The following is a 25575-nucleotide window of genomic DNA, read 5'->3' as shown; positions in this document are numbered from 1 at the left end:
CCTCAAAACATCCATGCCATATATGTTACGTTCTAAACATTTTCGTCATCGATACATCCAACTTTTCTACCAGTTCGCTCTGACCCACTCTTCAATCTGTTTTGCCGCTTCCTCAGAAGACAAATCGGTTGTATCCACCGTTGGCATCGTCGGGTCAAAGGTTTTATCCGCGTTCTGCAACAGCCAGTTCGCAAAATTACGATGATCTTTAATCGCATTCTCGTCCCAGCCCCGTGCTTGCAACCGCACCTCACGTGTGGCATCATCACAATGTAGGTTAATGTAAAGAATACGATCAAATCGTTCAATGTAGTTGGAAGATGCAATATTTTCGGGTACCATCGTGCCACATAGAACGGTACCTCTTCCGCTTAACGAGATGCTATAAGCAACGCGCAGCCAATTCTCTTTGGCGATCTGCCAATCTACGTTGTCAATGATATCCATATCAAAGACATCGAATTCAGGCAAAAGCTTGCGCACATGGGATGACACCGTTGTTTTGCCCGTACCGCTCGCGCCTGTGATTACAAATAAAGGTAGTTTACTCATTAGAATATTCCTCCTGTTGTCGTCTTATAAGCTCTAATCTCGCTGTGAATCGCTAGACTTCCATTCTGAGGCCTTTAGGCCGTACATCACCCGATGTAGAAATCTCCCATTCAAAAACTCGTAATCTCGCAGCTCGCCTTCACGTCGGAAACCAAGCTTTTCCGGTATGGCACGACTTCTCCGATTTTCAGTTGCTACACCAATCTCCACCTTATTTAATCCAAGTTGCTCAAATGCGTGCTCAATCAGTACGTTTACTGCCTTTGTGATGAGTCCATTCCCCTCATATTCCTGACCACACCAATAACCAATCTCAGCCTTCCTGTTACCAAGGTCAATATCACAATATCCAATCGAACCCGCCAGTTCACCTTGGAACCAGATCCCTAACCAGTATCCTTCCTCTCGTGCGTAACGCAGACGATTTCGTTCAATAAAACCGGCTGAATCCTCTTCAGTCAAAGTCATGTCAGGAATTCTGAGCCAGGCTCCGAGATGTTCCCGGTTACGATCAATCAACTGAAATAACGCTGCTGCGTCATGGGATGTAAACAGCGATAGATACGTTGTATCCATACCATCTAAGGTGTGCTTAAACATGTTGAACCCTCCCAAACGTTTATTCTAAAGCCTCCTTAATCCGCCACCAGCCAGCTTCAAATCTTAAATCGGTCTATATTCCCCTTCGAAATGAAATTGGTAGTCATTACTGATCCGAATGTATCCAAGAATACAGTCACCTCTGGATCTGTTCACGATGCCCGAGTAGTTGTGATTATCCACGTTTCCTTCTGCGACGAGTAAATAATCTCCCTCACAAGACAAAACGATACCAATATGATCATGCGAGTCATCGGACAGCAGTTTTTCATATACGACCAAGTCACCTCGCTCTGGCTTGAAACCATCTTCCTGATCAAGATAGAAAAATTCATTTTCAGGTAACCTGGACCAGTCCAGCCACGCTCCCACTCCAGCTAAACGATACGTCTGGTTGGGATAACGAATAGGAAGTTTAATGTCAACCTGCATACAGCAATGATACACAAAAGCCGCGCACCAATTATCCTTAAGTATCGTGTGAATATCGGGGTCCGGCCAATACTGGCAAATCTGCCAAAAGTGTTCATTCTCTGGAACTCCGATAATCTTTTGTTTGGCCAACTTTTCTGCAGCATCAGCAAGGGCTGAGCGTCTTGGTTCACAGTAATCCTTTTTTTCTACCGTTGAGCCTGAGGAATCCATTTCATCTACCTCAACCGTCATTCCAAGCTCATGCAATACATGATGTAATCTGACCTTCTCCATCTTCGTCTTCATTAAACTCTGTCTTACAGGAGAGAAGTTCATATGTAGATGGATCGCATCTTTTAAAATATCTTCGTACGCCCCCTGAACCTGCTGGCATGCCTCTTGAACAAAAATCGAATTCAGTATGATATACAACTCTTCCTCACTGAATAGCTGTAAACCCCGGAGTAGCTGCCTTGCAGTATCTGCGCTATTAGGACCCGGGAAAACATTGATCCCGGTTCTGTAAAGGTAACATCCGTGAAGCAAACCTGTGATCGCGGCCAGTTCCTGGTTTACTCCTCTTCGAGTCGCAAGCAAGGAAGCGAAACTGGACACACCAACAAGTTGGATCCACACCTCTTCTTGACCCGGGAACCCTTCGTGAGACATTGTGCGAATAACACGTGACACTTCGTCTATTCTATTATTTCGGGTTCCTATAGTACCACCTGTGTTCATCTCATCGCAACCCTTCAACATTCTTGTGCGTCATCCGGCTACTCGCAAAAGCAAAGTAACAACTTCGCAGAGCCAAGCAAACCAACTCTACAGTAGCTGCTTTTTCAAATCCATCCGTATGTACGTTTTCTCGTAACTTGAACCATCTTCATTGTAGTAAACAGCCTGCTTCGTGTACGGATCCGAGATGGCATGATAACCATGCTTTAAGATCAGCTTGATCATTCTGGGATTGCCAGGCAGGATCAACGCTCACAAACATTTCGCTATAACCCAATTCTTTCGCACGTTCTTCTCTATACCGAATCAATGCTGAGCCGGCACCCTGACCGCGATATATTTCCTTAACGTACAGATCACTTAATTTAGGAACCAGCTTTCCTTGTAATTTAAGAACTCCAAACCCCATGATGACGCTATCCTCATCCTCGGTTTCAGCAATGGCTACAATGACTTCTTTATTTTCCTGCTGTTTCATGTAGGACATGAATAATTCCTCGTTATTACGAACAGAACAGAGTCCTGCGATGTCCCTGGCGACAGCTGTTCTTACGCTATATTTCATGAATCTGTACCTCCACAATCCGTTCACGACATTACTGACAAAGTCTCTCCAAAATAACAGCCACCCCGTCATTTTCATTCGTTTCTGTTATCTCTTTCGCTTTGCATTTTAAATCCTGAGAGGCATTCCCCATCGCCACAGGCCAACCACATTGATCAAACAGACCGATATCGTTTACATCATCCCCAAACACCATCACATCTTGCATTGCAACACCCATGGCATCACAGATCACAGAGACGGCATGTTCCTTGGATGCATTCAACGCCGAGACTTGTGTTAATTCACCTTGATCCGTGATCAATATGTTTAATTTTCCTTCAAAGCATTCTTGAAAAGCCACCCGGTCCAGATTGCCTGTGAAAAGGATCTTGGATGCTTCTTGCTGTTTAAGCTCCATCAAAGACCTGACCATAGGTTGCCCTTTTACTTTCATGATGGTCTCTGCATCATAAGGCTTCAAACTCATCCATACATCTCTCACTTCTAAACTAATGTCCAGATTCGGATTACATGCCAGACAATAGTCTAGAACCTCAGCAGTTAACGCAGGTGTGATTCCAATGTGATTTTGTTTTCCAGTATGTCTGCAATTTGTATACGCGCCGTTATAATACACAAATGAACCAAGCTCCAGCAATTTTTCCGGCAAAAAAGCTTTCACTGCCCTCGGCGGACGCGCCGTTGCAAATATGAATTTCATTCCACGATGGGCACAGTTCAAGATCGCCTTTACGTTTCGCTCGGAAACTTCTTTGTTAGCCATCAAAAGTGTTCCGTCCAAATCTACAATAATTACCGGGAATTCCATGGCACAGCCCCTGTCTCACTTTTGTGCACTTTTTAGAAAAAGTTATATATTCCATCTTCGAAATACTGATACTCTTCCTCCGTCAATCTCCGCTTGCCATACGCATCGTAAAAAATATCTTTATCCCGCTCATCCTCGAAGGCATTCGTTTTTGGCCGAATGGCCAAAGCCACGTCATACCGGGGATCACCATAGGTTGCGCCCGCCCAATCGACCATTCCTACGACCTCACGATCACAGACGAGCACATTATCGATGGTAAAATCACCGTGAATTAAGGTAGGTTGCACTGTGCTTGGGCGGTTCTTTTTCAGATGTGTGAGCAAATGTTCGTTCCCGTCTATTGAGTAATGAGCTAGATTGTACTCCGCCTTGGATAACATCGCATCGAGCCAAGTAGACTCTGCATGTTGCCATTCCATTGGACAAGCGCATTCATGCAGCTTTCTCAAGGAAAGTCCGAAGCTGGTAATTGCCTTTTCCTTATCCTCTTTAGCTGGATGGCTGGCAAGAAATTGTCTCAACGATATTCCTTCTATATAATCCATCAACAGCCATCTTGATTGATGCTCTTCATAAAATGAATACGTTTTCGGAATAGGTAATCCCTTTCCTTGAAGAAGCTGCATTGCGATATATTCGTCAGATAACCATTCGTTGTAGAGTTCATGCTCTGTTTTCTTGATAACATATCTCTGATCTGCTGTCTCTATAACGGCAACGGTAGACGTGTGACCTTGTTGTGGAAACGTAACTCGCTGTACGGTTCCAATCTGCCCCAATATCTTCGATGGAATATCTGCGAGTTGCATGGGATTCCCTCCTCCACCTAAGTGAGATGTTTAGTACAGTTATAGAGCGAGCAATCCCACCGAGGAGTTCCGCTATGCAAGTGAGTTACTGCTGTGTTTAATAGATTTTCTCTGATATCAATATGTGAAAGAAGTCTTTTCATGGTTAGGCTGAGAAATGCCCCGTGGCTTACAACTAATATGTTCTCACCTGAATGCCGGTTAGCTAAGTCGGCAAGGCACTGCCTTCCCCTTTTTACAATCGATTCATGGGATTCAATCCCCAAATCCAGCTTGGACCATCCATAACCCCACCGATCTACACGTTCCTGCTCCGTCGTACCTTCAATCTGGCCACAGTCCATCTCGCGCAACCTTTCGTCTACACGTATTTCAATCGAAATAGCTTTGCTAAGTATAGATGCCGTTTCCAATGCTCTCGATAAATCACTTGAATAGATATACTGCCATTGTTCCGATCGAATTCGATTAGCAAGCAAATTTGCCTGTCTTCTCCCCTCTGCATTGAGCGGGATATCCGTGTGCCCTTGTGCCCGATATTGATCATTCCAGTCGGTTACGCCGTGCCGGATCATTCCTAATGTAGCCATATGTACTCCTCTTTTCTAGAACCGTTCATACATTCCTGCATCTTCCATGTAAAATGAAGCTATCATATACATCTAGTATTCGTCAATGATTGGTAGCGTGCACTTATTAATTCGCACAACATAGAATCCTCGTATATGTATTTCAATCTCAACTTCAATTTGTATATTCACAACGGATGTATTATCATCAGTAAGGTATTTCTGTAATTTGTCGCTCATTTCATTATTCGCTATATTTCATTTTTTCATAAAAAATAGCCTGAAGAACTGCTCCCCAGAGCAGTCTTCAGGCTATTTCAGTCTATCTATTTTACGGTGATGTAATACATAATGGTATCTCCACCAGGAAGATCTGCCACAACTGCAACACTACCTGGCTTCAAGCCTATGACTAATCCTTGTCTATTTAGATAAATAGCGTCGTATGGTGGAGCACTGGAAATAAAAAATCCAGAACCTGTGAGATTAATCGACTCACCAACTTTAATAGTAATCTCAGTGTAATAGTTGTCTTTGGCCGGTACAGCTTGGTTAACCACATTCATAGCCGGATTTTCATTAACTGCTGAACTACTGTTAGCAAAAGAAGTTGACCCTAAGGAGAAACAAGCAGTTAGCGATAACAAACCTAATAATAATTTCTTTTTCAAAATTATCACTCCTTATTATGGAATATATATCCATTATATAGGAATAGATAAATAAATAAATCAATATATTCTATTTTTATATAATAATTTGAAATTAATAGCAAAATCCACACCTCTACAAAATGTCTTCAGGGAATTACTCTATAACTCGAAGTCCGTAACCGGGATAAAGAAAATAATATTTTCTTTATATACAATGTGTTGCAGGATATGTGATTTTTAAAAAAAAAGAATACCCCCTTTCGGGGGTAAATCGTTGATACAGCGCTATTTTTATCTGCATTTTCTTTCACTATGCGTACATCATGTCCATGAATCCGCGGGTTACATCTACGCCTTCTGCTTGTTCCGGCTGATCTGTCTCTGCATGTGCAGCCATGCAAGCTTTCACTGCTTCTTCCGTAGTACAACGATTAGCGTCGTCACATGTGTAGCATAAGTGAAGCATGTATCTTGTTAATTCATCCGCCTGCGTGAATTGAGTTTGACCGTTGGTTCTCATCTTCATCACTCCTTTTCTTCTTGAGTTAAATATAACATCATCTTCATGATTTATTTGTGATTAATTTCACAATGTATCAAAAAAATAAAATAAAAATAAAGGGAAAACCTCATTCGAGATCCCCCCTTACATTTTCCGCTCATATGCTACTTACGTCCCCCTAGATTTAATTCAGATTAATGCTCGATCTCATTCGTTAAACGGAGCAGCGGCACATTAAAGTACTTTCCAATGTTCTCCGCCATCTACGGTTTGCAGTAGCAACGATCGTTTGGCATCGGTATTCTCCACCAAGATCCAGCCGAGCTTCGGCGATACCATCTGCATTTTCACAATCTCAGGATAGTCTTTGAAAATCTTTTCTAAAACACTGCTCGCCGGATAGGCTGTCCACGTTTTGCCCGTATCTTTCGTGTAATACATAATGCCCTTTTGCATCGCCCAACCTTCCGATGGGCTTAGAAATATAGGTGTCAGATTGCGGTTAATCCCTGTTTGCTTATCCAGGTTGAATGAATAGGGCTTCCAACTTACGCCACCATCCGCTGTGAAGAAACCGCTGAATGTCATGCTCTCTCCACTGGCACAGGACATAGACATCCAAGCTGACTTCGCTTCACGTCCAAAAAATTGAGGTGCGCTAATCGTGAAGTTGCCACAAGCCTTGAACTTATCCCGATCGAAAAAAGATGAAGACGTTCGCCACTGCTCGCCACCATCTGATGTCACATACAACTTCGGTGTACCAAACTCTATCGCACTCACGAACCCATGCTTGGAGTCTGAAAATGTCATACCCGTGGTGTAGCCACGTCTTGAAATTTCACCCGTTTTGGATTTACCCTTGTCATCACTGGAACTCATTCGCTCCCAGGTTGTACCTCCATCCTGAGTACGATACAGGTTCTTGTCCTGTTTACCAATTCCGGTGTCTAGCGTTGTCAGAACCCAGCCTTTCTCAGGTGAGACAAAAGATATTGCTGTGACCTTATCCGTCTTCGACAAGGAAGACAAGCTCCAGCTCACGCCTCCATTATTGGTACGTAGCACAATCGTATCTGTGCCCCCCATCCCCTCTCGAACAATCCAGCCATGCATACGATCTACAAAATAAATACTTTCTCCATATTTCGGATTAGCCGGGAATTGCACATTTTCTGAGGGAGAAATGTTGGTCCACGTTGCTCCCTGATCCTGAGTGTAATAGAGCCGGAGCGCATTACGCGTAACTCCCCAGGCCAAGCCGCCGTTATCATTAATAAGTTGAAAATCGGTCAAACGAGTCTGAATTTGATATTTGGCCATCTCCGCTGCTTCGGTGTTATTCGTTGTCGGGGGTACAACAGTAAGAGTCTGACCAACGTTACCGCCGTCATCCTGTTCCGGAGGTTCCGCTACTGGCGGCGGCTCCGTTTTGGTACATGCAGCCAGTAACATCATGATACCTATAGACAGCAGTGCTGTCTGCGCGATTTTTTTCCATTGCAAACGCAAGTGGGTTCCACCTCTCTCATTCATCAGACAGACGCGCATGTCTCTGTGACGAAGTTATATTTACGATTCATCAGAATCCACTGCTCCTATTCTACCACAAACTTCGACCTAAAGGCTCACACCGCTGGGGAACCTGCCGAATGTTGAATATTTTTGCCGATCATTGTCCTTAATTAAAAAGGCGTAACTCATTTTTATAGTCGTGTGAAGTCTATTTATCCATCTTTTTAGCGGATTCCCCTTGGAAAATGAGATATGTTGTGAAAAAAGTTATAGACAAAACTCGCTTTATCTCCACATATCCCTTAATATGGATGGTAGTATACCCAAAAAGGAGAGGATAAGATTATGACAACAAGTTCAGCATTGAAGCCCAGTCGTGTCGTTATTATCGGCATGGGTGCGGTAGGAACAACAACGGGATACACGCTTATGCTTAGACAGCGTTCGTCCGAGTTGGTATTTGTGGATGTGAATCATGACAAGGCAACCGGCGAAATGCTGGATATGAACCACGGTTTACCATTTACCGGGGGCGTTAAAGTGTGGGCAGGTGACTATTCCGACTGCAAAGATGCCGATATCATCATCATTACTGCGGGTGCTTCACAAAAGCCGGGCGAGACTCGAATTGATCTGCTGAAGAAAAATGCAAGCATTTTCAAAGACATCATTGATCGAATTACCGAAGTCAACTCGCACGGTATTTTGTTGATTGCTACAAACCCTGTCGATATCTTATCCTATACTTCCTGGAAACAAAGCGGCTGGCCGGCTTCCCGGGTCATTGGCTCAGGTACATTGCTGGACAGCGCACGATTCCGTTATCTGATCGGCAAAAATAAAGGCATCGACCCCCGCAGCATTCACGCTCACATCATCGGTGAACATGGGGATTCCGAGGTGCCTGTCTGGAGTCTGGCAAACGTTGCGGGAACTGACCTTGAGCTGGACGAAGAAACCCAACAAGAGATTTTCAACAGCACCAAAAATGCAGCTTACGAGATCATTAATGCCAAAGGAGCCACTTCCTATGCCATCGCCTTAGCGCTCGATCGTATTGTAGCTGCCATTCTGGGTAACGAAGGCTCCGTGCTGAACGTTTCCACACTGCTTGAAGATTATAACGGCGTTTCCGACGTATATCTGGGTGTTCCTTGTGTCGTAGATCGCCATGGCGTGCGTGAAATTCTGCCTCTTCCGTTGAATGAAACCGAGAAATTGGCCTTTCAGGCATCTGCAAACAAATTAAAAGAACAGATCGCCGGACTGGAATAACATATATCTTTATACATTAAAAAAAGACCATCTAACAACTCTTCGTAGAGTGTCGGATGGTCTGTTGCTATATAGTATTTTAGGAAAGTTTACATAATAATAATGATGGAAACTAAACCTTAATTTAAAATTATACCTCCAACGAGACCTAATAAAACGATCATCCATGGTGGGCATTTCCAGAAGTTCAGCAGTACAAACAAAATACATACCACCGCAAAATCAGCAGGCGACAATACAGCTGTTGTCCATAGCGGCTGGTAGAGTGCGGCTAACAGAAGACCTACTACTCCTGCATTGATTCCAGCTAACGCTCCTTGCATATGCGAATTACCGCGAAGCACATTCCAGAAGGGCAACGCACCGATAATGAGCAAAAATGCAGGTAAAAATATAGCGATTGTAGCAATAAACGCTCCTGCTCCGCCCATCGAAACTGCCCCAAGATACGCGGCAAATGTAAATAAGGGGCCAGGGACCGCTTGTGTTGCCCCATATCCAGCTAGAAAGTCATCTTTGCTCACTACACCGTGAGGTACGAGTTCTTGCTCAAGCAATGGCAATACGACATGTCCCCCGCCAAATACCATGGAACCTGCTCGGTACATCGAATCGAAAAGAACGATCCACTCCATATTTATGGCCTGCCGCAGGATCGGCAACAGGATAAGCAGACCTGCAAAAGTGATTAAACACAGCACAGCCAAGCTACGGCGGATGGGCACATTCATTTTGATAACTGGAGTGACCGGAACATTGCGGTACATCCACCAGCCAATGAAACCTGAGAACAGGATTAATATGACCTGACTATATGGAACTGTCCATAGTAAAGCCGCTGTGGCCACTAACACAGCAATGGTAATCCTCACTTTGTCCGGGGTAAGCTTCTGAGCCATGCCAAGAATGGCATGAGCAACAGTTACCACTGCTACGATTTTCAAACCGCTAATCCAACCCGCATGGCCCACATCGTAACCTTTTAAAATAAGCGCAAACGCCACTAATATGAGCACGGACGGAAGAGTGAATCCAATCCAAGCCATCAATCCACCAAGCAGACCTGCACGCATGACACCGATCCCAATCCCCACCTGACTACTCGCTGGTCCAGGGAGAAATTGACACAACGCCACTAGATCAGCATAACTCTGCTCGTCCATCCATTTTCGTTTGCGTATATACTCGTTATGAAAATAGCCTAAATGCGCTGTCGGACCTCCAAAGGATGTCAGTCCCAGCTTGGCAGCAACGATAAGCACTTCCCACAGCGCCCGCCATCGGTTTGGTGTAACAGCCTGATCTTGATCATCCGAAGCAGGATTTCCCGTCTTCATGCTCGCCCATCTCTCCTAGCATGTCATGTGTTGTTGTCCAGATTTTTTTGGATTCTCTCCAACTTATATCGTTCGTTTTGTACTAATTCATCACTTCGTTAACCGGAAGTTTGACATCCAGCAAAGCCATGGCCTCTTCTTTTTCCCGGCTGGTAACATGAGTGTATACCGTTGTCGTTTGAATGGAGGCATGTCCGAGCAGTTCCTGTACCGTGCGCAGATCAGCTCCGCGCCGCAACATCATGGTCGCGAACGAGTGACGCAGCTTATGACTGGAATAACTTTGACGCTGATGAACAGGAGCTTCCTGCTGAAAACGTTCGAAGGTTTCGGTTGAGATGAGTTGAATGCTACGAATGGAAAGGCGCTTTCCCTTTTGTGATACAAACAGGGCTTCTTCCTTGTCGCCCCGCCACGGATTCAGCCGCTCTTCAAGAGCCTGGGACAACACTTCTGCAACCGTCTCAGGAACCGGGATGGATCGCCATTTCCGTCCTTTTCCGAACACGTCGAGTGTGCGTCGCTCGGGGTTGTAGTCTTTACAATTGAGGGCATGAACTTCGCCCACCCGCAGTCCCATATAGCCCATTAGCAGGAACAACGCCAAGTTACGGTTGCGATATTTACCTTCGACGGATGCCAAAAAGCGTGTCAAACCTCCTTCGTCCAGGAAGACTGGAGCACGATTTTTCTCGGTTTTGGACTTTTTGATGCCAGAAGCCGGATTGCTTGCCAGCACTTCGAGTTCAATGAGTGACTTGTAGAAGCAGTTGACTGCCGCGTGTTTACGGTTCCGGGTAGCATCACTCACGCCACGCTCCCGTGCACGGGACAGAAAAGCAAGCACATGCAACTTCTTCACTTGCTCCAGCGATTTTCCTTGGATAGAAGTAAGGAATTCCGTTACGTCCCCCGTGTAAGATTTGACCGTATATCCGGTGTACCCGGCATCTTTCATCCAGATATGAAAGGCCTGCAACTCATCCCCATATTGCTCCTGAACCTCTTCATTGATCACCTGCTCTTGTCACCTCCACTGACTTCAAATGTACTGATTGACCTGCTATACTGACTGACATGAATGCAATGTATTTCTATTTCAAAATCGGTTTACTATTTGCAGAACACAGACGCCTAACTTAGTGGAAAATCAACCTCTTCGACGATCACAACATCAGCCATCAGCGAAATCGTCTCCGGTTTGCCCTCACGGCGTGTAAGTACAAAGGATGGGATCGGATTTTCATGAAGCTCATTAACCGATTCCGCCACTTGAACATACAAATCCAGATGAAGGGTCTCTCCTTCACCTGTAATATCAATGACAGGCCAATCTTTTCGTACACAATCAGCCCAGAACACCAACTCATTCGCTGGAATGATACTTAACCGCTGCACGTTTGTATCGATCGGATAGATCGCTTGGCGCTCAGGTTCATCCCCAAGCTTGTCCCATGGTAATGCATAATCACCTTGCTCGCTTGGCGGGGAATACAGGGAGTAACACCACGGAGTCATGCCCCAAACAACCAGCATCAGTCCCTCTTCAAGCAATACATCCAGTCGGCCTTCCGTGAAATGTTCAATTAAATTATGATTACCTGGCCCAAGCAATTCCTCTACTCGCTTCGCGAGACGACCCAGATCCGCCAGGATGAATCCTCTTCGGCCATAGGAGTCGAACACATGATGATTCCGAGTCCATGTTGCAGAAGGTGAATCGAGTATAGAGGCTTCTGCCGGGAACAGTGTGATATGTACGGTATTCACTTGTGCGTATTTCACCATCGCTAGCTGTTCCGGTTCTAACGGACCTTCTGCGATTCGGGGTGTTTTGCGGTGTAAAGCAACGCGAACCTCATATTCACCCTCTTTATAAGGTGCGAGATCAAGTTCAATCGGATAACTTATACCTTGAATCGAAGCTATTGAAATCTTGCTGTTCTCGGTTAGACGAACCGCGTATTGTACGTAGGATATTTCGGCTCCATACAGAACATTAGCATCCTCACGGTGCACAGGTGTCTGCAATAGCTGGGCGATCACGGAAACTTTGCGACCATCCTCCAGATGTCGTTGTGGATCGATGTCCAACTGCAGATTATCTGTTTCATCCTCTTGTGATATGATCAGCTTCGCCTCAGCGAGAACGGTTGAATCCGCAAGTGCAAACCCAAAATGCGACGAGTGTTCATTAAAATTGTTATGTAATGGTTCTTTCATACGTTAACCCCTCTCTTCGGTTCTGGTTGCAGATCACACCCCCAAATATATTTCATATTTGATTCATCCGCAACCCCGACCTGCTGATACACTCAGCAGGTTTCCTTTATCCTTTACCCAGGTGAGTGACAAATTTAACGCAGCAAACTTCTTTTAATCGTTAGTTTTAAACATCTCTTTTTAACCAACGACTCCTATATTGTTGCACAAAAAAATCCCTGCTCCTTCGCTTGGCGATTGGGGAGCAGGGAAAGATTCAAAGCTTATTTTTCAATTCACTTCCGCCGAAGTGGATTCAGATGACTATGATGACGACCATAGGCAAAATAAATGATTAATCCGACAATCAGCCAGCCAAAAAACGTAATCCATGTCAAAGCTGCAAGGCGAGTCATCAAATAGAAACAGCCGAGAGCACTCAGAATCGGAATCAATGGCACGAGCGGAACACGGAAACCCCGTTTGAGATCAGGGTTATTTTTACGCAATACGATAATCCCGATACTCACTACAGCAAAAGCAAACAACGTACCGATGTTCGTAAGTTCTGCCAGATGGCCAAGAGAGATGAAGCCGGAGAACAGTGCAACAATGATACCTGCGAGCCAGCTACCCACTGCCGGTGTCTGACTTTTACCACTTACCTTGGAGAAAACGGGAGATAATAGACCATCACGTGACATGGAATAGAGCAGACGGGTCTGACCATACATCATGACGAGCAAGACCGTTGTAATTCCCGTAATGGCTCCAAGGGATACAATCCATGACAACCCGTTTAATTGAACGAATTCAAAAGCAAACGCAACCGGATCACTAACATTTAACATGTTGAATGGCACAATGCCCGTGAGAATCAGAGATACTACAATATATAGGACGGTACATACGGCAAGGGATGCAATAATACCTATCGGCAAATCCCGCTGCGGGCGTTTCACTTCTTCAGCTGCGGTTGATACAGCATCAAATCCGATATACGCAAAAAATACTGTAGCCGCACCCGCCGTTACACCGGAGAAGCCAAACGGCAAGAAAGGATGCCAGTTCGCTGGTTGAACATAAAACACACCCACACCGATGAAGATTAGCACCACGATAATTTTAATGCCTACCATGATTCCATTCGCTCTCGCCGCTTCTTTTACTCCTCGAGTCAACAGGAAAGTAATCATTAACGTAATCAGAGCCGCTGTAATGTCAAAATACGTACCTTTCTCCGGATTAAACGCACTCGTTAACGCATGAGGCAGCTCTAGTCCGAACCCGGATAATAAGGTCTGGAAATATCCTGACCAACCGCTGGCTACCGCCGCACTTGCAAAGCCATACTCCAGAATGAGATCCCAACCCAGAATCCACGCAATCACTTCCCCAAATGCTGTGTAGCTGTACGTATAGGCGCTTCCGGACGCCGGGATGGTGGAAGCAAATTCAGAGTAACAAAGGGCAGCAAATGCACAGATAGTACCCGCCAGTAAAAAAGATAATACCAGACCAGGTCCGGCATACTTGGCAGCTGCGACACCTGTCAGTACAAATATGCCTGTACCAATGATCGCTCCTACGCCAAGCGTTGTTAAGTCGAAGGCACTAAGAGCTCTCTTTAACGCACCGCTTTCATTCGTTTGGCTGGCAATCGGTTTTTTGCGGAATAACACACTCATTTTTTCATTTCTGCTCATACGCATGTTCCTTTCATGGTAAACCTGAATGTGTTGCTAGATAATAACGACGAAGCTCATCTCATCTGTTCTACGAAAAACTCATTTGTTCTATCTTATCCATCACCTATAAAAACCTATCGAATTCTACACGTTATCGCGTTGAATGATTAAATTTATTTTTGAAGATGGCTTATTTTGACCTTTATGCACGAAAAATATCACGTTCTGTTGCCTATGCTCCAATATGAAAATGGATTTAAATAAAAACTGCGTATAATTTATATTATGCGCAGTTTTTTGAATACTTTTTATTGACCAAAATCTAACTTTTATCGTTGTTACATGAATTTTTGCAATTGAACTGCTTTTTCGTCTTTTTTCGCTGTCATTTCTTATCCTGATTCGGATTGTGTCCCTACTGTTCGTAATAAAAAAGCCGCTAGCAATTAGCGGCTTCTTTCAACACATTTTCATATAGACCATATCCAGGCCAGTGACCAATGAACATATCCAAAGGCTATTTCACTACGATACTTTTTTTCCTAACCCAGATCTTCCCCGTTGGATTCAATCACTTTTTTATACCAGTAGAAACTGTTCTTTTTACTTCTTTTCAGTGTGCCTTTGCCCTCGTTATCCTTATCTACATAAATGAAACCATAGCGCTTGGCCATTTCACCCGTGGAAGCACTCACAATATCGATGCAACCCCAGGATGTGTAACCGATCAGGTTAACGCCGTCACGGACAGCTTCTCTCATCTGTTCAATGTGGGCGCGCAAAAACTCAATCCGGTACGTATCGTTAATGGTGCCATCCTCTTCAACGACATCCACTGCACCCAGGCCATTCTCTACAATCATCATTGGAATGCGATAGCGATCATAGACATGGTTCAGCACGTACCGGAGTCCAACGGGATCAATCTGCCAGCCCCAGTCCGTCGCTTCTAGATACGGATTTTTGTACCCACCAAAAACGTTACCTTGGGTTTCATCCCCTTCTGGTCGCGTACCTACCACATGAGATTTGTAGTAGCTAAAGCTATAGAAATCTACACAACCTTGTTTAAGAACTTCTTGATCGTCTTCAGCCATTTGAATGTCAATATTCTTCTCTTCAAAGTATCTCTTCGCAAAGTCGGGATATTCTCCTCTAACTTGTACATCGCTGCTCATCATATTGTTAATTTGATCCATCCTTAGTGCTTGTAACATATCTTCCGGTTTACATGTACTTCCGTAACCATGGCTGTAATTGATCATACAACCGAGTTTGAAGTCTGGATTGATCTCATGTGCAAGCTTGACCGCTTTCGCACTCGCCACGAATTGATGGTGCAGCGCTTGAAATCTCATCTGCGTGCTATCTACGGATGTATTGTTAAATACGCCGCCTTTTTTATCAACCAGCAGAGCTCCTGCCAGGTATGCACCTGCCGGAACAATCAGGCTATTAATTTCGTTAAAAGTAATCCAATACTTCACCACGTCTTTGTAACGATTAAAGATGGCGGCACAATACTTTACATAACAATCGATCATTTCTCTGGAAGCCCAAGCATTAAATTTCTCAGTTAGAGCAAACGGTGCTTCATAATGCGAGATCGTAACGATCGGTTCGATATTATACTTTTTCAATTCATTGAACACATTGTCATAAAATTGAAGCCCTGCTTCATTCGGCGCTGCATCGTCTCCGTTCGGGAAAATTCTGGACCATGCGATGGACATTCTATAACAACGGAAACCCATCTCTGCAAACAGACGAATATCTTCCTTGTAATGATGGTAAAAATCTACCGCTTCATGAGAAGGATAATGAACCTCCTCCTCAGTTGTTATCGTGATGCGACGGGGAACCGTATGGGTTCCGCCTGTCATCATATCAGCTGTACTTGCCTTTTTACCATCAAGGTTCCAGGCACCTTCGTATTGATTCGCCGCTGTTGCACCACCCCACATGAAAGATTCGGGGAAACCATTTTTGTTATTCATGAACCATTCCTCCTTAAATTACCTTTAAATAATTTTGATCAATTTTTCACCAATCGTAATCGATGGCTTGTCCGTGTTGATCACATCTACAAAATCATGTGAATTCGTAACGATAATTGGGGTAGTCAGGTCAAAGCCTTTCGCCGCAATGGCATCCGTATCAAACTCAATGAGCAAATCTCCAGCTTTTACTGTATCACCTTCTTGGACGTGAACCTTAAAATGCTCACCTTTCAACTTCACCGTGTTCATTCCGATGTGAATGAGAAGCTCCGCACCATCATTTGAACTAATACCGATGGCATGGGACGTAGGGAAAATCGCAGATACCACACCATCTGCTGGTGATGCCAGTTTGCCAACCGCAGGTTCAATAGCGACTCCTTTTCCCATAGCTCCCGTTGCAAAAGCTTCGTCCTTAATCGTGGATAACTCCAGAACTTTACCAGTCAATGGTGCAACGAGAATATGTTCAGAAACACCGGCAACAGCTACACGATCGTTTGTAGACGTTTTTTCTTGTGTTTCTTGAATCTTTCCATCCTCGGGTACATCTTCAAATCCCAAGATCAGAGTCATGATGAAAGTAACTACAAATGCAATCACACAACCAATTGCCGCATGAACCAAGTTCCATGGATGATCCGTGATAAATGCGGGTAGCGTAGCTATACCTGCAATACCTAGAGCGGAACGAGCTACACCGAACAATCCGACATAAACACCAGCTACCATGCCGCCAACAATTACAGCAATCAGTGGTTTTTTCAACCGTAAATTTACACCAAACAAGGCAGGCTCGGTAATTCCGAGCAAGGCAGTGATGCTTGTAGAATAAGCAACTTGTTTAAATGCTTTATTTTTAGTTTTCATAGCAACTGCAAGCGCAGCAGCACCTTGAGAAATATTGTGTACAAGCATACCTGGACCAACAATGCTATCCGTCTTCGTCTGTGCATACGCAGTGAGCACTACAGGCCCCAAACTATAATGCATACCTGTCATAATCAAGAACGGGAATGCCCCGCCGATAATACCAGATACTAACCATCCTGCATGTGTATTCACAAAAGAAACGCCTGACGCAAGGTAGTTACCCGCGATAGCACCGATTGGACCCAGTACAATCAGCGTTAATGGAGCCATGATAAGGATTACGATCAACGGTTTAAGAATAGATTTAATAACCGATGGAGAATACTTCTCCGCAAAGCGTTCAACATATGACAAGATCCAAACCGCTAAAATAATCGGAATAACCGACGAAGTGTACGTCGCTGGCGTGACAGGCAGTCCAAAAAACGAAACAGGCTCACCTGCAGACATCAACGCCCCTAAGGAAGGATGCAACAGAACACCAGCAATCGTTAATGCAAAGCCCACGTTAGCTTTAAGCTTAACAGCCGCACTCCAGGCAAGCAGCATCGGCAAGAAGTAATACGCCGCATCACCGATAAACGTCATAATCGTATTGAACTGTCCATCCAGATCGACGAGATCAAATGTTTTCAAAATAAGAAGAACGGCTTTGATCATCGCACAACCAATCATGGCTGGCAGGATCGGTGTAAAGATTCCGGAGATCGTGTCCAGAAGCGTAGTCAGTTTTCCTTTTTTCACAGTAGGGGCAGCATTATTGGTTGCAAAGTTTCCCAGCTGCGTCAAAGCTTTATACACATTGTTTACCTCGTTACCGATAATGACCTGATACTGCCCACCACTGCTGGCAACACCTACAACCCCTTGGACATTTTTTAAAGCTTCATCATTCGCGACCTTCTCGTCTTTCAGATTAAATCGCAACCTTGTAGCACAGTGTGTTACACTATCTACGTTTTTTTCTCCACCAACCAGTTTTAAAATCTCGGCGGCTGTGCTTTCATGTTTCATGTACTGCTCCCCCTCAAACGTTTTTAGGTATAAAAAAAGACCTAGAATTCTATCGAATATAGATAAGCTCTATACACGATGGAACTCTAGGTCTTGCCTGCCTCACCAGTAACAATCCTAGTATACTCATTATAGTGGCCAATGAATTATTCCTTCTCTTCATCAATGACCCTTTTGATATGAACCGTTAAATATACCAATTCGTCTTCTGTTAATTCTTTTCCATAATCGACCCGAATCAGCTGTGCAATTCGGAGACTGCATTGATATTCATTCGCATACTTTTCCTTAATGATATGGAGAAAATCACTGTCACCACTTTTCACAACCGTATGATTAAACAAGCGGTAGGCGAAAAATTTCAAATGAGTGACAAGTCTGGAATAATGAAGCGAGCTTTCATTAAAATGAATATTAAACTGATATCGAATTATATTCAAGACTTTATGAATCAACTGTGTAATCTTCATGGTTTCTTCCATTTCAGATCCCAATTCTGCATTGACAATATGAAGCGCAATGAACCCAGCCTCATCTTCAGGCAGTGTAATGTTGAATTCCTCATTAATCATATTCCTGGCTTTCATAGCCACGCGAAATTCATTGGAGTAAAACGCTTTAATCTCAGACAACAACGCATTATTGAAATTCATACCCTGCTTGTAACGTGCCACGGCAAAATTAATATGGTCCGTTAACGTTAGATATATATTTTCATTCAGTTCCTTGTTTAAGGACTGTTTGGCGTACTGAATAATGCTGTCGGACACACGAATATATTCCATCGGGATTTGTGCCAGCAGGGCATATAATTTGCCGGTTACATTTTTGGATTTCAGAAAAAATTCTTTTTCAATCTTAACTGTGTCCACATCGTCTCCCTTTTTCTTCTGAAAACCAATGCCACTGCCTAAAAGCATCATCTCCTGGCGCCGTTCATTGACTGCACAGACGACATTATTGTTAATAATTCGTGTGATCTTCATCGGAATCTCCTTTTAAAATGAAACGTTAACAGAATTTAGCAACAAAAAAAGACCATTAATTATGCACACATGAAAAATACAGTTCTGCATGTTTGCATTATCAATCGGTCTTGCCTGCTGATCAGTAACAATCCTGATTATATTCATTATTAACTTATACCGCTATCTTAGTAGAAAGCGTTCTATTTGTCAACATACCTTACTTCAACCCTAATTTCATGTGAAAACAATGTATGGATAATTGATTCGAAAAGAAAGATAAGATGAGAAAGAGCCGTAATTTGAGTTTACGGCCCTTGGTTTTATTTTATCTCAGCTCTATTATGAAAAAACAACCCGATCCTTATCGGACATCCGATATTGCGTCAACAGATATTCCGTACTCTGCATGGCTTTACGCCGAATTCCATCCAGATCGACATGCAACAGCCTGCCCTCTCGCTTCACAGGTTTCCCGGCAACAAAAACCGTATCCACATTAGACGGATTCGCGAATTGCACAACAGCACCAATGGGATCGTGCACAGGGAACAAGTTCAGGTCCGTCGTGCGAATCATAATCACATCTGCTTCTTTTCCCGGTGTCAGCGAACCTGTTTTATGCTCCAGTCCTAAAGCCCTTGCACCCGCGGAGGTTGCAAATCGAAGAACCTGACTTGCCTGTAAACTAAGTTCACCCGGCATCTCACCCTGTTGCAAAAGGTGCTCATTCGTTCTTGAACGCTCAGCTTGCAACGCAAATTTCATCTGTGAAAACATATCTCCGCCCGTCGAAGTCACAACATCCACGCCAAGCGTTGGTGTACCTCCATGCTCCAGAAAGTATCCTGTAGCCGGGTAACCATGTCCCATCATCATCTCGACTTCAGGTGTGACCGATAAAGAGGCTCCGCTGTCCGCGAGCATTTTGAATTCATCCATGCCCATCGTATTGCCATGAACAACATTGATTCGAGGACTCAGCAGCCCTGCCTCATACATCCGGCTGATCGAACGATCCACTGATCCCCAGCTACCGAAACCGACATGCATCGAACAAATGGCGTCCAGTTCTTCCGCAAGCTGAATATCCTGCACCGTTGTATCCCAATGGCTAAACTCTGGTCCTCGAATAGCCAGTCCATAGGTGAGTAGTTGATTGTTCGAAGAGAAATATCGCTCCTTAACACCTCTCACATTCTCTGGATACGACAGTTTACTTTCACGATTCCAATACATCGTTTCCCCAGGCACACCATGGGCAAAAACTGCACGAATTCCTGCATCCTGTAATCCTCGAATCAGCTCATCTGTGTGCTCAGCCGAGTATGGCATACTCCAATCCAGTACCGTAGTGACGCCTGCGTTAAGCGCTTCCAGCGATCCAAAAAGATTGGCAATATAGCTATCCTGTGGACGAAGCTTGCTTCCCATAGCCCCATAGTACAAATTTTGCAGATATACGGGGAGCGACCAGTTTGTTCCGGCTGTTTTGACAAGCGATTCCCACATATGCCGGTGTGTATCCACCAGTCCAGGCATAATAATCATGTCTGAAGCGTCGATGACTTCAATATCTGCATCGGACACCTCAATATTTGGTTGAATGGCTGTAATCACAGAATCCTGAATAAGGACGTCTGCCCGGTTATACTGACCAATACGAGCATCCATCGATAATACACAACCGTTCTTCAAAAGATAACCTGTCCTCATAAGACATCTCTCCAATCATAATGGTTTGTAAAATGATCTGATCCGCATTGCTTGTTCTTACATATACTTTATGACTATATTTTCGCTAGTATATATACATTATATATCACACCTTAATATTTATCAAATTCTGGAAGAGTAAACTGAGACCTGTATGGAGATTCACGGATTGTAAAGGTTTGAACTAAACTGGTAACTTGATTGTTAAACTTCATTCTTTTCCTCATTAGAGTGCATTTTACGTTTCGCTCGAAAACGTCTCACCTTCATTAAATTACCGCACATCTTATCATCGCAATATTTCTGTGTTCTGCTCCGGGTATCATCATAGAAGATCCAGCGGCAGTCCGGATTGTCACAGGATCGAATTCTCTTCCCTTCGCCTTCTACGAGTGTTACGGCAAAATCAGCCGCGACCTCTGCCATCACCTGAGCCCAATGTCTATGAATGGGAACAAGCTCAACACCCAGTCGTTGATCTTGTGTAATTATTCGTCTAATGACTTCACCAGCCATCATAAAATCATTCAACCAGGCCTGTTCCTTCTCACTAAAGAGGTTTCCGTTAGACAAACGAATAGCCAGTGCCTGCAAATCATCTCTAAAACTTCTCATTGCGGATTCCTCTTCATTCGACGCCGGTACTGGCGCTTCTAATTGCCAACGATTCAAAAAATCTTGTTGCCAGCTTACGTTCCCCAGTCTGTCTTCTGATCGCTCCCCACCACGCCAATCATGATAATCGCTGTTTACAAAATCAGTCCATAATCTATCCATGAGAGCCTCCGATTAATGTAACTATCTAAATTATAAAAAGATGGTTACGCTCTTTGAAATTGTGTTATATTAATTGTAACCATTTCAACCCATATTAGCTAGTTACCAGCATGATGAAACAAAAACGAGATGAGTCTGACAAGAGAGGAATGAAATTTAAAAATGAAAACAGTCACCACAGCATTAGATGTATTGGTTATTCAGAATGAAGATACCTGGGATCAATGTAACTGGATCGTTCCATTGTCCAAGGCTCTGGAGGGGTTGAACGCCGAACAGGCTGCATGGATTCCTCCTTCAGGCGGACTGAGCATATGGCAGCTGGCCAATCATATGTTTTATTACAATCAACGGATTTTGGAACGTCTTCAGGGAAAAGAACCGTCTGTACCCGCTGCAGATTCCAACGTAGCTACGTTTGGTATTTCGGGTGATCCTTTGAACGAAGCTGGCTGGAACAAACTTATGGAACAAACCACGAAACTGGCTGAGCAGTTGCGCGATACCCTTGCTACATTAGAGGAAGCGAAACTTGAAGAAGCTTATATGGATTCCGAAGACAACTGGGCTCAGACGCTTGCCCGCTGGGTTCTGCACGATGCCTATCATGCAGGTCAGATTGTGCAGTTGCGGAGGCAACAGGGATGCTGGAGTATTGTTTTCTAAAAAAACACTTGAACTGATAGCGTTTACAGGAATAAGATGAACTTCATAAGGTTACAACTTGTTCAATACACTAATTAATTGAATAGGATCTTCGGGGTAGGGTGCAATTCCCAACCGGCGGTGATGTTCTTATAGAACCAGCCCGCGACTCGCTGTTTAAGGTTCCGACCTGGCAGCGACTGACTTGGTGCGATTCCAAGGCCGACGGTACAGTCCGGATGAGAGAAGATCAACACAACGGCAAGCCGTATTTGGGAAGTCTTTTTCCCTGACGCCTTGTCTTTGAATGGTCCCCCGTTTATTTGGCGTACGCCAAGGACGGGGGATTTTGTCGATTTTGCCAACTGAAGATTCCGTGTTCTGACGAAGGAGTCCTGAATATGGAAAACACATCAACAGCATCAACGATTTATCGCAAGGAACGAAGCAACACCGGATTTTGGCTGGTTGTGCTGGGTGCAGCGCTCTGGGGTGTAGACCCGTTATTCCGCATCCTTTTGCTAAAAACAATGACTTCTACACAGATTGTTCTAATCGAACACATCATTGTCAGCCTTGTCGCGATACCGGTATTATGGAAGTTCCGGGATGATCTGAAGAAACTGCGTGCACGTCACTGGATCGCTGTTATCTTCATCTCTTGGGGCGGCTCAGCCCTGGCAACGGTATTATTCACTTTGGCGCTTACCCATAATGATCCCAACACGGTATTGTTATTGCAAAAAATGCAGCCACTCTTCGCGATTGTACTTGCGAAATTGTTATTAAAAGAAACATTGCCGCGTCACTTCGGCGGACTGTTCATCATTGCGCTGGCAGGAACATATCTGCTTACGTTTGGCTTCTCACTTCCGCTCGGCAACTGGAATAACTGGATTCATGCAGGTAGCCTGCTGTCTCTTGGTGCCGCAGCTTTGTGGGGTGGATCTACCGTTATGGGCCGGTTAATGCTTGGTCAAGCTCGTTATGAGACGGTCACCTCCCTTCGCTTCGTCGTTGCGCTTCCACTCCTGATCTTCATGACCTGGAATGAAGGTGCACCTTGGACACTTCCGGCTGGAACAGGGGCACAGGCTGCCGTTATCCTGAATATTCTTGGGCAGGCACTATTGCCTGGCTTGCTCAGTCTGCTTCTATACTATAAAGGATTGTCTTCAACCAAAGCTTCTGTAGCAACCCTGGCGGAACTCAGCTTCCCGATGGCTGGTGTACTCGTGAACTGGATTGCATTCCGTACGCTGATAACCTGGGAGCAATTGCTTGGCTTTATCCTGATCTGGATCGCACTATTCCTGATCTCCAAACAGCAGGAACGCTCTACACCGATCGCCGAGGCCGCACCCAAACTTCGCACGGAGTAATACATTTCATCTGGTTCAAATAATATAAGCACTGTTTCACCTTAATGAGGTGAACAGTGCTTTTCTTCTACCGTATTTCTTATAATATGATGGCTTGATGTTTTGTCTTTTATCTTTTGTCTTTTGTCTGCCTAGGTGGTACGATGGCTTATGGAGCTTGAAAGATGGAACATGATATTAAACAGGAACTATTTTCAGAGAGGAACGATTATTAATGTCTTCATTCTCATATACCTCCTATGACGCTATAGGGCTCGCCGAACTGATTCGCTCCCGGGAAGTATCCCCGGTTGAACTGCTTGAAGCTGCCTATGCACGTCTGGAAGAAGTCAACCCACATCTCAATGCCGTCATTCGTACATATGAAACACGTGCTCGGCAGGAAGCCAGCATGGTTAAGCCTGGAGAACAGCCATTTGCAGGTGTGCCGTTGCTCCTCAAAGATATTTCTCAATCTTTGGAAGGTGAATTTCTTACCTCTGGCTCACGTCTGTTCAGCGAACATCGTGCTCTTCGCAACTCCAATTTCGTAACTCGTTTGCTCGAAGCAGGTTTTATTGTGATTGGACATACGAATACACCGGAATTCGGGTTGAAAAATATAACCGAGCCACGTCTACACGGGCCAACGCGCAATCCGTGGAATGTGAATCATTCCCCAGGCGGCTCAAGCGGCGGTGCCGCTGCCGCTGTAGCATCAGGCATCGTGCCGCTTGCCGGCGCAAGTGATGGCGGTGGTTCCATTCGAATTCCCGCTTCCTTCAGCGGTTTGTTTGGGCTGAAACCAACCCGCGGACGCACTCCCGTTGGTCCAGGTGTGGGAAGACAATGGCAAGGAGCCTCGATAGATTTTGCAGTATCTCGCTCCGTCAGAGACAGTGCTGCACTGCTGGATACGCTCCAGATTATCCAACCGGAAGCCGCATTCCATGCACCATTATTCCCAGGAAGTTACCTGGCTGATATGAACTATCCGCATCAACGCAAATGGCGAATCGCTTATACGATGGATTCACCTGTCGGCACACCTGTCAGTGAAGATGCCAAAGAGGCGGTGATGAAGCTAGTCCATTACTTAGATTCTCAAGGGCATCATGTTGAAGAAAAGTTAAGTCCAGTCAATGGCGTACGCCTAATGGAAAACTATTACATGATGAACAGCGGCGAGATGGCCGCCATGATTTCATCCATGGAACATAGTATGGGTCGTTCTCTCACTGCAGATGATATGGAGATTGAGTCCTGGGTACTGACTGAAGCGGGCAAAAAAGTATCTGCTGCTGAATTTGTGCACAGTTTGGCCGAATGGGACGTGGCGGCAGCGCAGATGTCTACGTTGTTTGAACGTTATGACTTTTACATCACACCTGTGAATGCTTTTTCTGCACCCCGGATTGGGGAACTGACGCCACATGCGGAGCAGATTCAACATCTGATGTCCGTCAGCGATCTGGACAAAACGGCGCAACAAGAGCTGATCTATGAGATGTTCAAGCCGAGCCTAACGTATACCCCGTTCACACAACTTGCGAATCTGACAGGTCAGCCAGCCATTAGTCTTCCTCTGCATGTGACTGAAGAAGGTTTACCAATGGGCGTCCAGGTTATGGCCACCAAAGGTCGTGAAGATTGGTTATTACATCTGGCAGGTCAGCTCGAATCAACAGAATTGTGGGTTGGCATGGAAGAAAATCCTATGTTCCCAACCTCGATAAAAGCTTAAAATATTTATAAAAGTGGAAAGAAGCCAGCAGAACATAACTGTTTGGCCTTTTTTCAGTGGAACAGAAATCGCATCAGAGCAGTGAACCTGATTCGATTTGAATGATTCTTTATTTCAGTCCATGGTATCATCTTTCTGACAATGAATTTTAGTTAACATAATAATAATGATGTAAATAAAAACCTCGAACTACTTCTCAACCGGATAAAATTTGCTCGCCATGTAAACCCTACTGTAGTGAAAAAAA

Annotated in this window: 23 protein-coding genes and 1 riboswitch; of the genes, 4 read left to right on the top strand and 19 right to left on the bottom strand. The window is 44.5% G+C overall.

Going from position 1 to position 25575, the window contains the following annotated elements:
• Positions 1-66: 66 nt before the first annotated feature.
• The 10 genes from M3629_RS08100 to M3629_RS08055 form a co-directional block, all read right to left on the bottom strand.
• Positions 67-552, bottom strand: a complete 486-nt coding sequence (locus M3629_RS08100) for an AAA family ATPase (RefSeq protein ID WP_251503972.1) — start codon at positions 550-552, stop codon at positions 67-69.
• A gap of 33 nt (positions 553-585) precedes the next feature.
• Positions 586-1152, bottom strand: a complete 567-nt coding sequence (locus M3629_RS08095; RefSeq protein WP_251503970.1) for a GNAT family N-acetyltransferase — start codon at positions 1150-1152, stop codon at positions 586-588.
• Between the two features lie 63 nt (positions 1153-1215).
• Positions 1216-2325 carry a CHAP domain-containing protein gene (locus M3629_RS08090; protein WP_251503968.1) on the bottom strand — a complete coding sequence of 370 codons (1110 nt, stop codon included), beginning with the start codon at positions 2323-2325 and terminating at the stop codon, positions 1216-1218.
• A 127-nt stretch (positions 2326-2452) separates the two neighbouring features.
• Positions 2453-2869: a GNAT family N-acetyltransferase gene (locus M3629_RS08085; RefSeq protein WP_251503966.1), complete on the bottom strand. Its 417-nt coding sequence runs from the start codon at positions 2867-2869 to the stop codon at positions 2453-2455.
• Positions 2870-2900: 31 nt separating this feature from the next.
• Complete coding sequence (locus tag M3629_RS08080; RefSeq protein WP_251503963.1) at positions 2901-3680, bottom strand: HAD family hydrolase; 780 nt, start codon at positions 3678-3680, stop codon at positions 2901-2903.
• A 32-nt stretch (positions 3681-3712) separates the two neighbouring features.
• A complete protein-coding gene (locus M3629_RS08075) occupies positions 3713-4492 on the bottom strand; it encodes a phosphotransferase (RefSeq protein ID WP_251503961.1) in 780 nt (259 codons plus the stop codon).
• A gap of 17 nt (positions 4493-4509) precedes the next feature.
• Positions 4510-5082 (bottom strand): histidine phosphatase family protein, encoded by a 573-nt coding sequence (locus M3629_RS08070; protein WP_251503958.1) that lies wholly within the window; start codon positions 5080-5082, stop codon positions 4510-4512.
• Between the two features lie 305 nt (positions 5083-5387).
• Positions 5388-5732 (bottom strand): hypothetical protein, encoded by a 345-nt coding sequence (locus tag M3629_RS08065; RefSeq protein WP_251503955.1) that lies wholly within the window; start codon positions 5730-5732, stop codon positions 5388-5390.
• Between the two features lie 292 nt (positions 5733-6024).
• Complete coding sequence (locus M3629_RS08060; RefSeq protein ID WP_090916580.1) at positions 6025-6234, bottom strand: hypothetical protein; 210 nt, start codon at positions 6232-6234, stop codon at positions 6025-6027.
• Positions 6235-6450: 216 nt separating this feature from the next.
• Complete coding sequence (locus M3629_RS08055) at positions 6451-7728, bottom strand: WD40/YVTN/BNR-like repeat-containing protein (protein ID WP_251503952.1); 1278 nt, start codon at positions 7726-7728, stop codon at positions 6451-6453.
• A 348-nt stretch (positions 7729-8076) separates the two neighbouring features.
• Between M3629_RS08055 and M3629_RS08050 the strand changes: the two genes are divergently transcribed.
• Positions 8077-9006 carry an L-lactate dehydrogenase gene (locus tag M3629_RS08050; protein WP_123065664.1) on the top strand — a complete coding sequence of 310 codons (930 nt, stop codon included), beginning with the start codon at positions 8077-8079 and terminating at the stop codon, positions 9004-9006.
• Between the two features lie 119 nt (positions 9007-9125).
• Here M3629_RS08050 and M3629_RS08045 read toward each other — a convergent pair whose 3' ends face one another.
• The 9 genes from M3629_RS08045 to M3629_RS08005 all read right to left on the bottom strand — a co-directional run bounded on the left by M3629_RS08045 (position 9126) and on the right by M3629_RS08005 (position 21578).
• On the bottom strand, positions 9126-10343 hold the full coding sequence (locus M3629_RS08045; RefSeq protein ID WP_251503949.1) for a chromate transporter: 1218 nt from the start codon (positions 10341-10343) through the stop codon (positions 9126-9128).
• An 82-nt stretch (positions 10344-10425) separates the two neighbouring features.
• The gene (locus M3629_RS08040) at positions 10426-11361 is read right to left on the bottom strand and encodes a tyrosine-type recombinase/integrase (protein ID WP_435368186.1); all 936 of its coding nucleotides are present in this window, start codon (positions 11359-11361) and stop codon (positions 10426-10428) included.
• 116 nt (positions 11362-11477) lie between these two features.
• Positions 11478-12566 carry a hypothetical protein gene (locus tag M3629_RS08035; RefSeq protein ID WP_251503947.1) on the bottom strand — a complete coding sequence of 363 codons (1089 nt, stop codon included), beginning with the start codon at positions 12564-12566 and terminating at the stop codon, positions 11478-11480.
• 275 nt (positions 12567-12841) lie between these two features.
• Positions 12842-14251 (bottom strand): amino acid permease, encoded by a 1410-nt coding sequence (locus tag M3629_RS08030; protein WP_435368185.1) that lies wholly within the window; start codon positions 14249-14251, stop codon positions 12842-12844.
• 524 nt (positions 14252-14775) lie between these two features.
• Complete coding sequence (locus tag M3629_RS08025) at positions 14776-16230, bottom strand: glycoside hydrolase family 1 protein (RefSeq protein ID WP_251503944.1); 1455 nt, start codon at positions 16228-16230, stop codon at positions 14776-14778.
• 24 nt (positions 16231-16254) lie between these two features.
• Positions 16255-18120, bottom strand: coding sequence for a beta-glucoside-specific PTS transporter subunit IIABC (locus M3629_RS08020; RefSeq protein ID WP_251503941.1), 1866 nt, complete (start codon positions 18118-18120; stop codon positions 16255-16257).
• 146 nt (positions 18121-18266) lie between these two features.
• Positions 18267-19106, bottom strand: a complete 840-nt coding sequence (gene licT / locus M3629_RS08015; protein ID WP_251503938.1) for a BglG family transcription antiterminator LicT — start codon at positions 19104-19106, stop codon at positions 18267-18269.
• A 321-nt stretch (positions 19107-19427) separates the two neighbouring features.
• Positions 19428-20801: an amidohydrolase family protein gene (locus M3629_RS08010; protein ID WP_251503935.1), complete on the bottom strand. Its 1374-nt coding sequence runs from the start codon at positions 20799-20801 to the stop codon at positions 19428-19430.
• Positions 20802-21005: 204 nt separating this feature from the next.
• Complete coding sequence (locus M3629_RS08005; RefSeq protein ID WP_251503932.1) at positions 21006-21578, bottom strand: CGNR zinc finger domain-containing protein; 573 nt, start codon at positions 21576-21578, stop codon at positions 21006-21008.
• A gap of 162 nt (positions 21579-21740) precedes the next feature.
• Here M3629_RS08005 and M3629_RS08000 point away from each other — a divergent pair, with 162 nt between their 5' ends.
• The 3 genes from M3629_RS08000 (at position 21741) to M3629_RS07990 (ending at position 25328) form a co-directional block, all read left to right on the top strand.
• Positions 21741-22244 (top strand): DinB family protein, encoded by a 504-nt coding sequence (locus tag M3629_RS08000; protein ID WP_251503929.1) that lies wholly within the window; start codon positions 21741-21743, stop codon positions 22242-22244.
• Between the two features lie 83 nt (positions 22245-22327).
• A riboswitch (FMN riboswitch) is annotated at positions 22328-22478 on the top strand.
• A gap of 146 nt (positions 22479-22624) precedes the next feature.
• Positions 22625-23605, top strand: coding sequence for a DMT family transporter (locus tag M3629_RS07995; RefSeq protein WP_090916606.1), 981 nt, complete (start codon positions 22625-22627; stop codon positions 23603-23605).
• 214 nt (positions 23606-23819) lie between these two features.
• Positions 23820-25328 carry an amidase gene (locus tag M3629_RS07990; protein ID WP_251503926.1) on the top strand — a complete coding sequence of 503 codons (1509 nt, stop codon included), beginning with the start codon at positions 23820-23822 and terminating at the stop codon, positions 25326-25328.
• The last annotated feature ends 247 nt before the right edge of the window (positions 25329-25575 follow it).

This window comes from Paenibacillus polysaccharolyticus, from assembly GCF_023714295.1.
GTDB classification, from domain to species: Bacteria; Bacillota; Bacilli; order Paenibacillales; family Paenibacillaceae; genus Paenibacillus; species Paenibacillus polysaccharolyticus_A.
This window is presented reverse-complemented; position numbering and strand designations above follow the sequence as displayed.